The organism is Serratia proteamaculans, from assembly GCF_946227095.1.
In the GTDB taxonomy this organism is placed as follows: Bacteria; Pseudomonadota; Gammaproteobacteria; order Enterobacterales; family Enterobacteriaceae; genus Serratia; species Serratia proteamaculans_E.
In genome coordinates this window covers 19,090-33,311 of the sequence record NZ_CAMISV010000003.1, presented here as the reverse complement: position 1 = coordinate 33,311, position 14,222 = coordinate 19,090, and the positions used below count along the sequence as shown (strand labels likewise).

At 52.6% G+C, this 14,222-nt stretch carries 12 protein-coding genes; 5 read left to right on the top strand and 7 right to left on the bottom strand.

Annotated features, from left to right (window positions below; genetic code table 11):
* Nucleotides 1-324 precede the first annotated feature (324 nt).
* Both OC597_RS06700 and OC597_RS06695 read left to right on the top strand, forming a co-directional pair.
* Entirely contained in the window at nt 325-2,700 is a 2,376-nt protein-coding gene (locus OC597_RS06700) for a glucose/quinate/shikimate family membrane-bound PQQ-dependent dehydrogenase (protein ID WP_261424319.1), read from the top strand.
* 309 nt (nt 2,701-3,009) lie between these two features.
* On the top strand, nt 3,010-3,204 hold the full coding sequence (locus tag OC597_RS06695; protein WP_261256147.1) for a hypothetical protein: 195 nt from the start codon (nt 3,010-3,012) through the stop codon (nt 3,202-3,204).
* Here OC597_RS06695 and OC597_RS06690 read toward each other — a convergent pair whose 3' ends face one another.
* Both OC597_RS06690 and OC597_RS06685 read right to left on the bottom strand, forming a co-directional pair.
* Nucleotides 3,205-4,461: an MFS transporter gene (locus tag OC597_RS06690; protein WP_262208117.1), complete on the bottom strand. Its 1,257-nt coding sequence runs from the start codon at nt 4,459-4,461 to the stop codon at nt 3,205-3,207. It lies immediately after the preceding gene.
* Between the two features lie 80 nt (nt 4,462-4,541).
* Nucleotides 4,542-5,849, bottom strand: coding sequence for an alpha-glucosidase/alpha-galactosidase (locus tag OC597_RS06685; protein ID WP_261256143.1), 1,308 nt, complete (start codon nt 5,847-5,849; stop codon nt 4,542-4,544).
* A gap of 200 nt (nt 5,850-6,049) precedes the next feature.
* Here OC597_RS06685 and OC597_RS06680 point away from each other — a divergent pair, with 200 nt between their 5' ends.
* Nucleotides 6,050-6,892 (top strand): AraC family transcriptional regulator, encoded by an 843-nt coding sequence (locus tag OC597_RS06680; protein WP_261256141.1) that lies wholly within the window; start codon nt 6,050-6,052, stop codon nt 6,890-6,892.
* On the opposite strand, the gene OC597_RS06675 is transcribed toward OC597_RS06680, so the two are convergent.
* From OC597_RS06675 to OC597_RS06655, 5 genes are all read right to left on the bottom strand, one after another.
* The gene (locus tag OC597_RS06675; protein WP_262208115.1) at nt 6,893-8,344 is read right to left on the bottom strand and encodes an EmmdR/YeeO family multidrug/toxin efflux MATE transporter; all 1,452 of its coding nucleotides are present in this window, start codon (nt 8,342-8,344) and stop codon (nt 6,893-6,895) included.
* A gap of 145 nt (nt 8,345-8,489) precedes the next feature.
* Nucleotides 8,490-8,888, bottom strand: coding sequence for a type II secretion system pilot lipoprotein GspS (gene gspS / locus OC597_RS06670; RefSeq protein WP_262208114.1), 399 nt, complete (start codon nt 8,886-8,888; stop codon nt 8,490-8,492).
* A gap of 188 nt (nt 8,889-9,076) precedes the next feature.
* Nucleotides 9,077-9,439: a diacylglycerol kinase gene (locus OC597_RS06665; protein ID WP_262208113.1), complete on the bottom strand. Its 363-nt coding sequence runs from the start codon at nt 9,437-9,439 to the stop codon at nt 9,077-9,079.
* A 229-nt stretch (nt 9,440-9,668) separates the two neighbouring features.
* The gene (locus tag OC597_RS06660) at nt 9,669-10,793 is read right to left on the bottom strand and encodes an N-acetyltransferase (RefSeq protein WP_261284911.1); all 1,125 of its coding nucleotides are present in this window, start codon (nt 10,791-10,793) and stop codon (nt 9,669-9,671) included.
* 435 nt (nt 10,794-11,228) lie between these two features.
* Complete coding sequence (locus tag OC597_RS06655) at nt 11,229-11,519, bottom strand: hypothetical protein (protein WP_262208112.1); 291 nt, start codon at nt 11,517-11,519, stop codon at nt 11,229-11,231.
* 47 nt (nt 11,520-11,566) lie between these two features.
* Here OC597_RS06655 and OC597_RS06650 point away from each other — a divergent pair, with 47 nt between their 5' ends.
* Entirely contained in the window at nt 11,567-13,306 is a 1,740-nt protein-coding gene (locus tag OC597_RS06650) for a fatty acyl-AMP ligase (RefSeq protein ID WP_409977220.1), read from the top strand.
* Nucleotides 13,303-14,217 carry an NAD-dependent epimerase/dehydratase family protein gene (locus tag OC597_RS06645; RefSeq protein ID WP_261284914.1) on the top strand — a complete coding sequence of 305 codons (915 nt, stop codon included), beginning with the start codon at nt 13,303-13,305 and terminating at the stop codon, nt 14,215-14,217. The genes OC597_RS06650 and OC597_RS06645 overlap by 4 nt, the downstream gene beginning before the upstream one ends.
* Nucleotides 14,218-14,222: the final 5 nt, after the last annotated feature.

The window sequence follows — 14,222 nt, the reverse complement described above, 5'->3', positions numbered from 1 at the left end:
GCGCAAGCTACGTAATAAAATAATAACAATTAGAGTAACCTGCCCGCGCTTCAGCCGGCGCTGTCTCGCCCGTTGGCGTTCATTTCAACGACGGCGCAGAAAGCCAGGTCTGACTCAGTCCTTTTTGCTTTCGCCCCAATGACAGAGATTATTCAATAGCCCAAAACCAACCTCGCCACTTTTAGCGGCCACGGCCTTTTAGCCCTGGCGATAGCGAGGCTTTGCCGAACACAGGGGATGGATTTTTAGGGAGAAACCGCGTGTTTTTTTGGATATGGCTTAATCTCTAAATCGGGGACTTTTCATTTTGGTAAGGATAATACTATGCAAAATAAAGCATCATCGTCGCCGCTCATCATCATCACGGCGCTGTTTGCCGCGTTGAGCGGACTCTATCTGCTGGGGGGCGGCATCTGGCTGGCCAAGCTCGGCGGTTCACTGTATTACATCATTGCCGGTCTGGTGCTGTTAGTGACGGCCTGGCTGCTGGTTCGCCGCCGTGCTACCGCGCTGTTGCTGTACGCGGTATTTTTACTCGGCACCACGGTGTGGGCGCTATGGGAAGTCGGCCCGGACTTCTGGGCGCTGACGCCGCGGCTGGATGTCACCTTCTTCTTCGGCCTGTGGCTGGTGTTGCCCTTTATCTATCGCAAGCTTAACGCCAATGGCAAGCTGGCCTATAGCGCACTGAGCCTGGCACTGGTTGTCACCGTGGTGGCACTGGCCTACGCGGTGTTTAACGATCCGCAAGAGATCAACGGCACCCTTGAACCGGCACAGGCGAAGGTCGCTCCTCAGGCGTCGGACGCTGACTGGCCGGCCTATGGCCGTACTCAGGAAGGCACGCGCTATTCCCCACTGAGCCAGATCAATGACAAAAACGTCGGCCAGCTCAAGGAAGCCTGGAGCTTCCAGACCGGCGATCTGAAAACCGCTAACGATCCGGGGGAAATCACCAACGAAGTGACCCCGATTAAAATCCGCGACACGCTCTATCTGTGTACCCCACACCAGAAGCTGTTCGCGCTGGATGCCGCCACCGGTAAACAGAAATGGAAATTCGATCCTCAGTTGAATTTCAACCCAACGTTCCAACATATCACCTGCCGTGGCGTCTCTTATCATGAGACTCCTGCCGCCGCAGGCACCGCCACCGACGCCTCTCCGGCACAGTGCGCACGCCGCATTATCCTGCCGGTGAATGATGGCCGTCTGTTTGCTTTGGATGCCGAGACCGGCAAGCCTTGTGCCGACTTCGCCAATAACGGCGAACTCAACCTGCAAAGCAATATGCCGTATGCCACCCCTGGCCATTATGAGCCGACGTCTCCGCCAGTGATTACCGACAATGTGATCGTGGTCAGCGGTGCGGTAACCGACAACTATTCAACCCGCGAGCCGTCCGGTGTGATCCGCGGATTTGATGTCAACAGTGGCAAACTGCTGTGGGCGTTTGATCCGGGTGCCAAAGACCCTAACGCCATCCCGGCGGATGAGCATCACTTTACCCCGAACTCGCCTAACTCCTGGGCGCCTGCTGCTTACGACGCCAAGCTGGACATTGTCTACCTGCCGATGGGCGTGGCAACACCGGATATCTGGGGCGGTAACCGTACGCCAGATATGGAGCGCTACGCCAGCGGCCTGTTGGCGCTGAACGCTTCTACCGGCAAGTTGGTGTGGTTCTATCAAACGGTGCACCATGACCTGTGGGATATGGACGTACCGGCCCAGCCAACGCTGGCGGACATTACCGACAAGAGTGGCAACAAGGTGCCGGTGATTTATGTGCCGACCAAGACCGGTAACATTTTTGTACTGAACCGTACCAACGGCGAGCTGGTGGTACCGGCTCCGGAAAAACCGGTTCCGCAGGGCCCGGCCAAGGGCGACCGCCTGTCACCCACTCAGCCCTTCTCGGAGCTGACTTTCCGTCCGGAGAAAAAACTGACCGGCGCGGATATGTGGGGCGCCACCATTTACGACCAACTGGTTTGCCGGGTGATGTTCCACAGCCTGCGTTATGAAGGCACTTTCACCCCGCCTTCCGAACAGGGTACGTTGGTATTCCCGGGTAACCTCGGCATGTTCGAATGGGGCGGTCTGTCTGTCGATACTGACCGTCAGGTGGCTATCGCCAACCCTATCGCGCTGCCGTTTGTGTCAAAACTGATCCCACGCGGCCCGGGCAACCCGATTGAACCGCCAGCCGATGACAAAGGCGGCAGCGGTACCGAAGCCGGTGTGCAACCACAGTACGGTGTGCCGTTCGGCGTGACCCTGAACCCGTTCCTGTCACCGCTTGGCCTGCCGTGCAAACAGCCGGCCTGGGGTTACATTTCCGCGGTGGATCTGAAAACCAACGATATCGTGTGGAAAAAACGCATCGGTACCGTGCGCGACAGCTCTCCGCTGCCGTTACCGTTCAAAATGGGTATGCCGATGTTGGGCGGACCGGTCTCTACCGCCGGTAATGTGTTCTTCATTGGCGCAACGGCGGACAACTATCTGCGTGCCTTCAGCGTGACCAACGGTGAAAAACTGTGGGAAGCGCGGTTGCCTGCCGGTGGCCAGGCGACGCCAATGACCTATGAGGTTAATGGCAAGCAGTACGTGGTCATTTCCGCCGGCGGTCATGGCTCATTCGGCACCAAGCTGGGCGACTATATCGTCGCTTACGCCTTGCCAGATGAGAAATAATCGTCGAGGATAGCCCTATCACAGAGCACGCCACCCGGCGTGCTCTGTCACCACAAAATACCCGTCAGACCCTTTCCTGCCAGATCGCACCACCCACAATAAATTTCACATTACATATTGATAATGATTATCATTCGCAATATTATAACTGCGTTGGCCCCGGCAGTGGCCGACAATCATCTCAATATCACAGGCAGTAAACTGGCGGCCGCCTTCGGGCGGCCCTATTCGGAGGCACATGACCAAACAGCGCAGCAGGCAAACAACCCCTATCACCCCAGTTATCCACACCGGTACGGAGGATCTCATATGAGCCAACAACCCCTGACCGCCATGTTGATGCTGGTTTATGTGCTGCTGATGGTACCGGCATTGTTCGCTATCGATAACCGCCTGAGCACCACCCGCTGGGGCCAGGGCCGCCTGGTTCGCAAAACGCTGCAAACCGGGTTTATCATTACCCTGACCCTGCTGTTCTTCGGCCTCATGACGTTATTGTATTGATTAACTCGCCGCCACTGGCAGCACGGCTTCCTGTTTTACCACCGCAACCTTGCCGCTCAGCGCGAAGGCCGAGATCAGGGTAAACAGCAAGGCAATGCAGCCGAGGATCAGGTACGAGGTTTTGAAGCCGTAGTTGACGTACATCAGGCCCGCCGCATAAGACATGCCGATGGCTGATAGCTGCTTGAAGAAGCAGAAGCCCCAGAGGTAGATTGATGCCGAGAGGTTAACGTTAAACTGGGTGGTAATGTATTTGAAAATGCCCACCAGCAGGAACGGCACTTCAAACATATGCAGGGTTTTGAGGAAAATGACCGCCGTCACTGAGTCTGCCTGGGACGAACCGATAATCCGCACCGACATGATCACCCCGGCAATCAGCAGCGCGTTCTTGCCGCCAATGCGGTTGATGATCAACGGCGCAAAAAACATGATAAAAGCGTTAAGAAACTCACCCAGCGTAGTCACATAACCAAACGCCTGAGTCCCCGCATGTCGGTCGCTGAAAAACGAAGTGAAGAAGTTGGCAAACTGCTGATCGAACACGTCGTATACGCAGGCCACCCCAACGATATACATCACCAGACACCAAAATTTGCGCATTTTCAGCAGGCTCAGCGCAGCTTTCAACTTGACGGGTTTATGGTTCAGCGCTAATCCGTCCGCTACCGCCAGCGTATTATTTTGCTCCGGTTTGAACATATACAGCAGACCGGCCAACACCAGCGCGAAGCTTGACGCCAGCCAAAAGGCGAACTGGTTGTTAATCGTGAACATATAACCGACGATCGAGGCGCAAATTGCCCAGCCGATACAGCCAAACAGACGTGCCCGGCCATACTCAAATTGGCTGCGGCGGCTCACCTTCTCGATATAAGCTTCAATCGCCGGCGAACCTCCGCTGCACACCAGTCCCAGATAAATACCGCACAGCAGCGCCCCGAGCACAAAGTTGGTTTTCAGCAGCGGCGAGAACACATAAATAAACAGCGGCGCCAGAAACAGCAGCAGGAAAATGATCATCCACAGCAGGTGTTTCTTCAGGCCAAACTTATCGGTGACAAAACCAAAGATCGGCTGGAACACCAGGGCAAACAGCGCCATACAGGCGAATACCAGGCCGGTTTGCTGCTGATCGAGCTGGTTAACGTCATGCAACCAAATCGGAAAGAACGGCAGCACCGCACCCATGATAAAGAAATAGAAAAAACAGAAGGCACCGAAGATCCAAAAGTTCTTGTTTCTTAAATAAAACATGGCTCACCATCCCATTTATGACGGCGCAGGATGCCCCGCGCCTTGTGCGTTTTGAGGAGGTAATACAGTCAGTTTGGCGATTAATGGTAGGCGGGAAGCCAGTTACCGTGAGCCTCAATCAGTTCATCGCAGAGTTTACGGATATCATCAATCGAAAGCTCGGCAGACGTATGCGGATCCAACAGCGCCGCATGGTATATGGCCTCACGTTTATGGGTTACCGCCGCTTCAATGGTCAGCAGTTGGGTATTGATATTGGTGCGGTTGAGCGCCGCCAGTTGCTCAGGTAAATGCCCGACATAGCATGGCGAGATGCCCTGCCCATCCACCAGACAAGGCACTTCAACGCAGGCCTCGGCAGGCAAGTTGGTAATTAAACCGGTGTTGAGTACATTGCCGCCAATCTTGTACGGACGATCGGTTTCCATCGCTTCGATAATGTAGGACGCATACTCGTGCGTGCGGGTATGCGTCAGGTTGGCGTCATTCGTCAACGCCAGCTTGCGCTGTTGCCATTGGTCGATCTGTTCAATGCAGCGGCGCGGATACTCATCCAGCGGGATGTTAAAGCGCTCAATCAGCTCCGGATAATTGCGCTTAATCCAGTAAGGCATGTACTCGGCGTTATGCTCGGAAGACTCAGTGACGTAATAGCCAAAGGTTTTCATGATTTCATGGCGCACCATATCATCATGCTTGCCCTGCAGTGCGTTGGCGCGGCGCTTGATTTCCGGGTACAGATCCTCGCCATGGCGGCGAACGTCCAGCAACCAGGCCATATGATTGATGCCCGCAATATGGAACTGCACGTCATCGGTAGGCATATCCACGCTTTTCAGCAGCGTCTCCGCGCAAACCTGAACGCTGTGACACAGCCCCACGGTTTTCACGCCGGTATGACGCAGCATGCCGCCGGTTAAGGCCGCCATCGGGTTGGTGTAGTTCAGCAACCAGGCGTCCGGGCATACCGCTTCAATATCCCGGGCGAAATCAAACATCACCGGCAGGGTGCGCAGTGCGCGGAAGATCCCGCCTATTCCCAGGGTATCGGCAATGGTCTGCTGCAGACCGTACTTTTTGGCAATGGTGAAATCGGTGATGGTGCAAGGATCGTAACCGCCGACCTGGATGGCATTCACCACATAATTAGCATTTTTCAATGCAGCACGGCGATTTTCAACCCCAAGATAGGGGGTAATCTTCGCCCTGCCGGCGTTAATATTGCGGTTGATATTGCTCAGCATGGCGAAAGATTCGTTGAGACGGGCGCTGTCTATGTCGTACAGCGCGATATCCACTTCTTTCAATGCCGGGGTCGCCATGATATCGCCGAGGACGTTCTTGGCGAAGATGGTGCTGCCCGCGCCCATAAAAGTTACTTTAATCATCGTATTTCTCCGCTGCACTGGTTTTCGATAGGCTGAAATTACCCTGCAACGGCGAAGCGAGATATGGATGAATGTGACCTCATTATGGCGAAAAATGACGCAGCACAAAAACTGTGAGCCAGGTCTGGATTTGGTGTCACCCAGCCCCCCTTACGACAGCGACACTGCTACAGTGGGTAATAAAACCAGGACAGCAACTGATGCACAAGAGTTTTACCCTAAGCCGCACCGACAATATTGAGCTGAACCTGTACCAATATGGTGAGGAGAACTGTGACAAAGGGCATAGCTTTGGCCCCGCGGTACGTCAGCACTATTTATTTCATTATGTGATAAGCGGAACCGGTGTGCTGCACAGCGAATACGGCGATTTCCCGGTGGTGGCCGGAGAAGGCTTTTTGATCCATCCACACGACGTGACCACCTATCGCGCCGATAAAAAAGATCCCTGGCATTACATGTGGCTGGAAGTCGACGGGCTGATGGCCGGCAAGCTTTTCGAAGAGTGCCACCTGAGTCGCCAGTTCCCGATTTATCGCGCCCGCCCCTCGGATGAGACGCCCCAGGCCCTGCGCTACCTGCGGCGACTGGTCACTCATGACGATGAACACCGCCTGAAAACGCTTGGCCTGAGCTACCTGTTTTTTTCGGCACTGATCGACCATAGATTACAGGGCAGCGACGCACACTCCAGTGACAAGGAGCAGCATCTGCACAAAGCGGTCAAACTGATTGAAAACCGTTATCACGAACACCTGACCATTGAGCGCCTGGCCGCTTACTGCAATATCAACCGTAGTTATCTGTGCCGCTTGTTCAAAGGGGCATACGGCATCGGCCCGAAGGAATACCTGCTTAACTTCCGCATGACTCTCGCCACCAGCCTGTTACGCAACAGCCAGACGGCGATCAAAGTGGTCGGAATTTCGGTCGGTTATGAAAACCAACTGCACTTTTCCAAAGCCTTCAAACAGGTCCACGGTGTCTCACCGGCCCAATGGCGGCAGGAGAACTACCCGCTAACGCCGGTGGACGCGGAATGATCACTTCACCCGATCCTTTTCCTCAGCGAATTTCGATTTTATCCGCGGGTACTTCCACAGCCAGCGCCCGCTGACCATCCGCCAGTAGAACAACGCCCCGCGCACCGCCCAATCCATAAACATGCCCAGCCAGACGCCGACCACGCCCATTCCCAACAGGATGCCCAGCGTATAGCCGGCCACCACGCGGCAACCCCACATGCCCAACATCGATACCCACATGGCGAAACGGGCGTCGCGCGCGCCTTTCAAACCGGCGGGCAGCACCCAGGAAGCCGCCCAAATGGGCATAAAGGCGGCGTTGAGCCAGACCAGCACCTTAACTACCTCCTTCACGTCATCCTGTTGGCTATAAAACGAGGCGAACACCCCAGCCAGCGGCGCGGTACCCCAGGCGATCGCCGTCAGGCCAAAGGTCGCCAGCCAGAAGATATGGCGCAACTGCCTTTCCGCCTGGGCAATCTGCCCTTTCCCCAGACGTTTGCCGACAATAATGGTCGACGCCGACCCCAGGGCGTTGCCCGGCAGGTTAATCAAGGAGGCGATAGAGAAAGCGATAAAATTGCCGGCGATGACGTTGGTACCCATGCCGGCGACAAACATTTGGGTCAGCAGCTTGCCGCCGTTGAACAGCACCGACTCGATGCTGGCAGGGATGCCTATCCCTAGCACTTCCCACAGAATCGACAGTTTTAACGGGCTAAAGTAACTTTTCAGCGTAATGTGCAACGCCGGGTTAAAGCCGATCATCAGCACGTAAATGATCGCTATCGCGCCGATATAGCGGGAAATGGTCAGCCCCAGTCCGGCCCCGACAAAGCCCAGCCCATGCCAGCCCAACATGCCGTAAATCAGGATGCTGCTGATGATGATATTCAGGATATTCATGCCGCCGTTGATCAACAGCGGGATTTTGGTGTTCCCGGCCCCCCGTAGCGCCCCGCTACCAATCAATGCAATGGCTGCCGCCGGGTAGCTCCAGACCGTGGTTTGCAGGTAAGAAAGCGCCAGCGCTTTCACCTCTGGCGTGGCGGCACCGGCGATCACATCAATAATCTGCTCGCCCGCCAAATGGATACCCACTGCCAGCACCAGAGCCACCAGCGTCATCAACACCAGCGACTGGCGGGCCGCCGAACGTGCTCTTTTGCGATCCCGCTTGCCAAGGCTGAAGGCCACCACCACCGTAGTGCCCAGATCCACCGCGGCGAAGAAAGAGATAATTACCATGTTGAAGCTGTCTGCCAGCCCCACTCCGGCCATCGCTTCCTTACCGATCCAACTCACCAGAAAAGTACTCAGCACCCCCATCAACAAGACGCAGGCATTCTCCATAAAGATCGGCACCGCCAGCGGCGTAATCTCACGCCAAAACAGGACGCGGTGGCTTTTGCGTTTGGGGTACCAGGGCGTGTTTTCCACACGCTGACGCAGGGCAGCATATAAGTTCAAGATTGGCTCATGGGATAGAAGTGAAACAACATTTCAAATAATGAGCGACGGATGCTTATCCTGCAAAGAATTTTTGCCAATGCGCTGCAGATTAGGAAAATGACAGGGGGCGCAGCATGCCGCGCCCAGCTTAATCAGTCAGCCACTATTCCATATAGTCTTCCTGATCGGACTTGGCTGCGGCAATAAAGTTTGCGGTGCGATTGTTCATCACGGCGCATTTGTCCGTCAGCAACTGACGATCCTCCAGCACGGCCAGGTAGCGTGCCTGGGCCAGCGCCGGCAACTGTTGGTAGCCCGCCGCCTTAGTATCCCAGCCGCGATGCTCCGCCACGCGCATCGCGGTGCGTTGCAGTTTGACATCATCAGGAATGTCCGTACGGTTGCAGTTTTGCCGCAGGAAATGGCTGCCCGCCAACAGAGTGGAAAGCTGGTCTAGTTGCGTTTGCAGCGGCGGTGGCGGCTTATGCACCGTTTGCTGACACCCTGCGAGAAATAACAATGCCGCAGCGCCCAAAACTGAAGTGCGTAACACCTTAATCATGGCGATTATCCTTAAATAAAAGAGGGTTAAAATCAGCTTAGGCGAGCTTGGCAATACTGCAAGCCGGCGGATAACTGGCATCTCAGAGAGCAGAGCGCTTCAACGACAAAGATCGCTTTTCATCGTTGCAGGGATCTTGCAAATTCTTGCGCTTTGAGCAGGAAAATATGGATTACCGACACGATTAATCATCCAAATAACACCACCAGCCAAAGAGTTATGGTCATCATGACAGTGACCAACTGCGCCGCACCGCCCAAATCCTTGGCTCGTTTAGATAAAGGGTGTATATCCAGAGAAATGCGATCGACGACACTCTCAATCGCGGTGTTAAGCAACTCAACAACCAGTAAAAGGAAGCAACTGGAAATCAATAACACTCTTTCTATTTTTGTAATATCTAAAAGAAATGTAACTATCAGTAAGATTGAGTTAATAAAGAGTAACTGACGGAAAGCATCTTCTGTGAGAACGGCATCAACCAAACCTTCCAATGAGTTTCTTATGCTACTGGTTAAGCGCCTTATTCCTTTTTTCTTTTCAAACGACATGCATTTACTCTTCTAAAAATCAGGGTGATTTATAAAACCAACAAATAACGCACCGTTAGTTATCGTCTAATTAATTAATAGAATTAAACATTCCCCCTGGTAACAGGGTTAATCCGACAACGTTAAATCACAAGCAGCCAAAAAGGAATTTCGGTCATATGCATCATCTGATGCGAAGCACGTTTTACATCATCCTTAGGGCATCTAAAGGTGCCCTATATCAGACGGATTAGAGTTGTTTTTCGTATAAACGATAACGCTTATAAGGAACTGCCCCAATTCGCTCCAGAATCGTACGCATACCGCTATTGGACTCCAGGATCCACGACATCTCTAACGCATCAATATTGCGCTTCGCAAAGGGGTCACGTAACGCCTCAATAAGTAACAGCGCTATAATTGGCCCTATACGACTAAATTGATACTCTTGGCGAACCCCCATCAGAGGGACTCTTGCCGTTCGCACGCCGCTCACTTTCAGTCGCCACAACAGTTTCGCCCAGCCAAAAGGCAATAGGCGCCCGTTCAGATCGGCGATAGCCTCATTGATATTGGGCAACCCCACGATGAAGGCACAGGGAACTGAATCGACTTCTGCAATATAAATCATGTCGTCCGGAACCAAAAATTTCAGTTGGTCCCCCATGGTGGCAAACTCATGTTCGGTAAAGGGGACAAAGCCCCAGTTATCTTGCCAGCCCGAGTTGAAAATTTCGCGAAGTACCTGCATTTCCTCGTTAAATCGTTTGCGATTGAGGCGGCGAAGGGTCACTTTTTTACCTACCTGCGCCATCATTTTGGTTAATGAAGGCGAGAAAGTCAGGTCAGTCCTCTTCATCCAATAAGCCAGTAAATCTATGCCTTGTGTGTATCCCTGGAGCTCCATATTGGCGGCATAGTAAGGTTTGGCGTGCGTCATCATGGCTGACGGCGGAGTATCAAAACCCTCAACCAATAAGCCACTTTCCTGATTGATATTAAGGCTAAAGGGGCCGGTGATTTTTAATGCGCCTTTAGACTTCAACCAACCTTCTGCTGCAGCAAATAACGCACTAAACACAGCCGGATCGTCGATGGCATCAATCATGCCAAAGTGGCCGGTATCCTCGCCATAGCGTTCGCGGTGTAAGGAGTCAATTTGAGCAGTTATTCGCCCGACTACCTTCCCCTCTTTTTTGGCTACCCATGCCTGCCATTCTATATGTTCAGTGCCAGGATTTTTCTTGGAAAGATGCTCTTCACGCTCTAAAAACAAGGGAATAATCCAACTAGGGTCATCGCGATAAAGTGAGGAGGGAAAAGCTATAAATTCTTTAAGATCCCGCTTATCCAGGACTTTCTCGATATGAATCATAAATAACCTTAAAATTTAATAGCCTACTAAAAATTAATCACTATAGTACCCGTGATACTTTCAGAGCGGGGATTCATTATTGCCCCTATCTCATCCACCTTGAGAGATAAGGAAAATCAACCAGTACCTAATATAAATAGAATGTTATTCGACCAGATTCCCCCTAGGCGCTTGCTATTCTTTATCATCAGAAGTTATGCCAGATAGGGGCGTGCACAGGCTAAGCAAATTATGCCTTTTATTTTTTAGTGCTATTTCTTTAGAAAAAAATTACCGTTTTTAGTTTACTAATTCTAGTCTGGATAAGCATTGCCATATTTTACCATTAAATGCTTTTTCTATCCTTAGGGCTAAATGAGGCTTTCACTTTTCACCCTCTTCCGGATATTGTTTATGATATGTTTAAGTACGGAGATAGCCATGCGCAAGGTCAGATCATATAAATCGGCGATTATTCCCATCCGAAAATGTGTCGACGACAGGCATTGGATGAAGGTTGTCGACCAAAGGGCCGCGATATCCGGAGCCAATGATGACAGCCTGTATATCTACCGTTCCTCGGTCATGATCCTGACGTGAAATATAGGCTAATCCATCAACCTCCATTTCAGAGTAGACAGGGTGGTTATTAACCACCGGACAGCTTATTTCTGGGATGAAAGGAAATATTTGAATAGCAAATATATTCAAAACATTTTCATCGTAAAACATTAACTTTCTCGCCAATAGTTGTTTTCCTCTTTTGGTGTTTTTAATCTATGGCCAATTTGTCTATGTCTGAAACAAGCTCAACTCATTCTCTTCCCATGCGGTATGCAGATTTCCCCACGTTGGTGGAGGCCTTAGATTATGCAGCGCAAGGCAGTACAGGAATGAACTTTTACGATCGTCGTAATCAGCTCGTGGCCGTACTGGAATACCGCACGCTAAAACAACGTGCGGTGGTGGGTGCGCGACGCCTGTTATCACTGAATCTTAATAAAGGCGATCGCGTTGCGCTTATCGCGGAAACCAACGCGGGTTTCGTCGAGGCTTTCTTTGCCTGCCAATATGCCGGCCTGGTTGCTGTGCCCCTGGCCATTCCTATGGGTGTGGGACAGCGTGATTCCTATACCATCAAGCTTCAGGGTCTGATCAACAGCTGTAAACCTTCAGCCATCATCAGCAGTGAGGAATGGGTGCCGTTGATTAGCTCTGCAACCCTTGATACACCGCCAACGCATATTCTCAGCAACGAAGATTTTAACGCGTTGCCCGAGTTGGATGTCGAGCTGCAAGCCGCGTCACCCGACGACATTGCCTATCTCCAATATACCTCGGGTAGCACCCGCTTTCCGCGCGGAGTCATAATTACCCAGCGTGCCGCTATGGCTAACCTGCACGCCATTAGTCATGACGGGATCAAATTACGAGCCGGCGATCGCTGCGTCTCCTGGCTACCCTTCTATCACGATATGGGGTTGGTCGGTTTCCTGCTTACCCCTGTGGCAACCCAGTTGTCCGTTGACTATCTGCGCACGCAAGATTTTGCAATGCGCCCGATGCAATGGTTAAAACTGATCGCTAAAAATCGCGGTACCGTGTCCGTCGCCCCCCCGTTTGGTTACGATTTATGCTTACGCTACAGCAACAACAAAGAGCTGACCGAGTTGGATCTTTCCAGCTGGCGCGTTGCAGGCGTAGGGGCGGAACCTATCCCGGCAGAGTTGCTCCATCAGTTCGGTGAACACTTCAGCCACCTCAACTTTGACAGTAAGGCTTTCATGCCCTGCTATGGTTTAGCCGAGAATACCCTTGCGGTGAGTTTCTATGATGAAACCTCCGGCGCACCCATCAACGCAGTCGACCGCGACATTTTGGAATACGAGGGTAAAGCGGTAGCGCCTGGCAAAAAAACGCGCGTCACGTCGGCGTTTGTCAATTGCGGCAAGGCACTCCCTGGCCATCGTATCGAAATTCGAAGTGAAACCGGACAGCCTCTGCCAGAGCGGCAGGTCGGCCGTATTTTTATTTCCGGCCCCAGCCTGATGAATGGGTATTTTCGCGATGATGCATCACAGCAAAAAATCCAGGCGACGGGCTGGATGGATACCGGTGACCTGGGGTATTTGCTGGATGGGTATCTGTACGTCACCGGCCGTAAGAAAGATTTGATCATTATTCGGGGCCGTAATATTTGGCCTCAGGATATCGAATATGTCGCGGAGTCTGAGCCTGAAATCCGCTCTGGGGATGCCATTGCCTTCGTCACGGAAGAGCACGGTGACGGAGCCAGAATTATTCTGCAAATCCAGTGCCGGGTCAGTGCGGAAGAGCGGCGGGAACAAATCGTCCATACGCTGAGCGGACGCATACAAAGCGAATTCGGTATTGCGGTGGATATTGAACTGCTGCCACCGCACAGCATTCCTCGTACATCCTCGGGGAAACCTGCCCGCGCCGAAGCCAAAAAGCGTTGGCTGACTACGTCAATCTGCCCGCCAATGCATCAGTTGGCAGGTTTTGCGCAATGAACGGTACCGTCGCAGTCACTGGCGCCACTGGTTTTATTGGCCAACACGTCGTCCAGAATCTGCTCTCGCAGGGTTTTACCGTACGGGCCCTAACCCGGCACACAGGTAAAACCTCAACCGATAACCTGGTTTGGATCCAGGGGGCGCTGGAAGATCAGGGCTCTCTCACCGAGTTGGTTCATGGCGCTGAATTCGTGGTTCATTGTGCGGGGCAGGTCCGGGGACAGACCGAAGAAACCTTTATCCATTGCAATGTTAGCGGCAGCCTAAACCTGATGCAGGCGGCAACACAAAGCGGCAGCTGCAGGCGTTTCTTGTTTATCTCTTCCCTTGCGGCCCGCCATCCTGAGCTGTCTTGGTACGCAAATTCAAAACATATTGCCGAACAACGGCTAATGACCATGGCCTCGGACATTTCGCTGGGCATTTTTCGTCCAACCGCCGTTTACGGGCCCGGCGATAAAGAGCTTAAACCCATATTTAGCTGGCTCCTGCGCGGTGTACTCCCCCGACTGGGTTCGCCTGAAGCCAAGCTGACTTTCCTGCATGTAAGCGATTTAGCACAAGCAGTGAGCCAATGGTTATTAGTCGATCGTCCGCAAGCGCAGACCTATGAATTATGCGATGGGGTAGCCGGGGGTTATAGCTGGCTGCGTTTACGGGAAATCGGTGCCGCAGTGCGTAATGGCCCCGTGCGGCTGCTGGGGATCCCTTTGCCTCTGCTCAGCATCATTGCAGACATCAGCATTCTTATGAGTCGACTGGCAAAGAAAGAACCGATGCTGACGCACAACAAAATACGTGAATTAACCTATCCGGACTGGTCTGCGAGCAATCAACGCTTATCCGAAAATATTAATTGGTTTCCCAAGGTTAGTTTGGAGCGCGCACTGCGTGAAGGTCTGTTTTAATTATT

What these genes read in the sequence shown, in the direction of transcription:
- OC597_RS06700 (WP_261424319.1), top strand. Translation starts at nt 325, where the DNA reads ATGCAAAATAAAGCATCATCGTCGCCGCTCATCATCATCACGGCGCTG.
- OC597_RS06695 (WP_261256147.1), top strand. Translation starts at nt 3,010, where the DNA reads ATGAGCCAACAACCCCTGACCGCCATGTTGATGCTGGTTTATGTGCTG.
- OC597_RS06690 (WP_262208117.1), bottom strand. Translation starts at nt 4,461, where the DNA reads ATGTTTTATTTAAGAAACAAGAACTTTTGGATCTTCGGTGCCTTCTGT.
- OC597_RS06685 (WP_261256143.1), bottom strand. Translation starts at nt 5,849, where the DNA reads ATGATTAAAGTAACTTTTATGGGCGCGGGCAGCACCATCTTCGCCAAG.
- OC597_RS06680 (WP_261256141.1), top strand. Translation starts at nt 6,050, where the DNA reads ATGCACAAGAGTTTTACCCTAAGCCGCACCGACAATATTGAGCTGAAC.
- gspS (WP_262208114.1), bottom strand. Translation starts at nt 8,888, where the DNA reads ATGATTAAGGTGTTACGCACTTCAGTTTTGGGCGCTGCGGCATTGTTA.
- OC597_RS06665 (WP_262208113.1), bottom strand. Translation starts at nt 9,439, where the DNA reads ATGTCGTTTGAAAAGAAAAAAGGAATAAGGCGCTTAACCAGTAGCATA.
- OC597_RS06660 (WP_261284911.1), bottom strand. Translation starts at nt 10,793, where the DNA reads ATGATTCATATCGAGAAAGTCCTGGATAAGCGGGATCTTAAAGAATTT.
- OC597_RS06650 (WP_409977220.1), top strand. Translation starts at nt 11,567, where the DNA reads ATGTCTGAAACAAGCTCAACTCATTCTCTTCCCATGCGGTATGCAGAT.
- OC597_RS06645 (WP_261284914.1), top strand. Translation starts at nt 13,303, where the DNA reads ATGAACGGTACCGTCGCAGTCACTGGCGCCACTGGTTTTATTGGCCAA.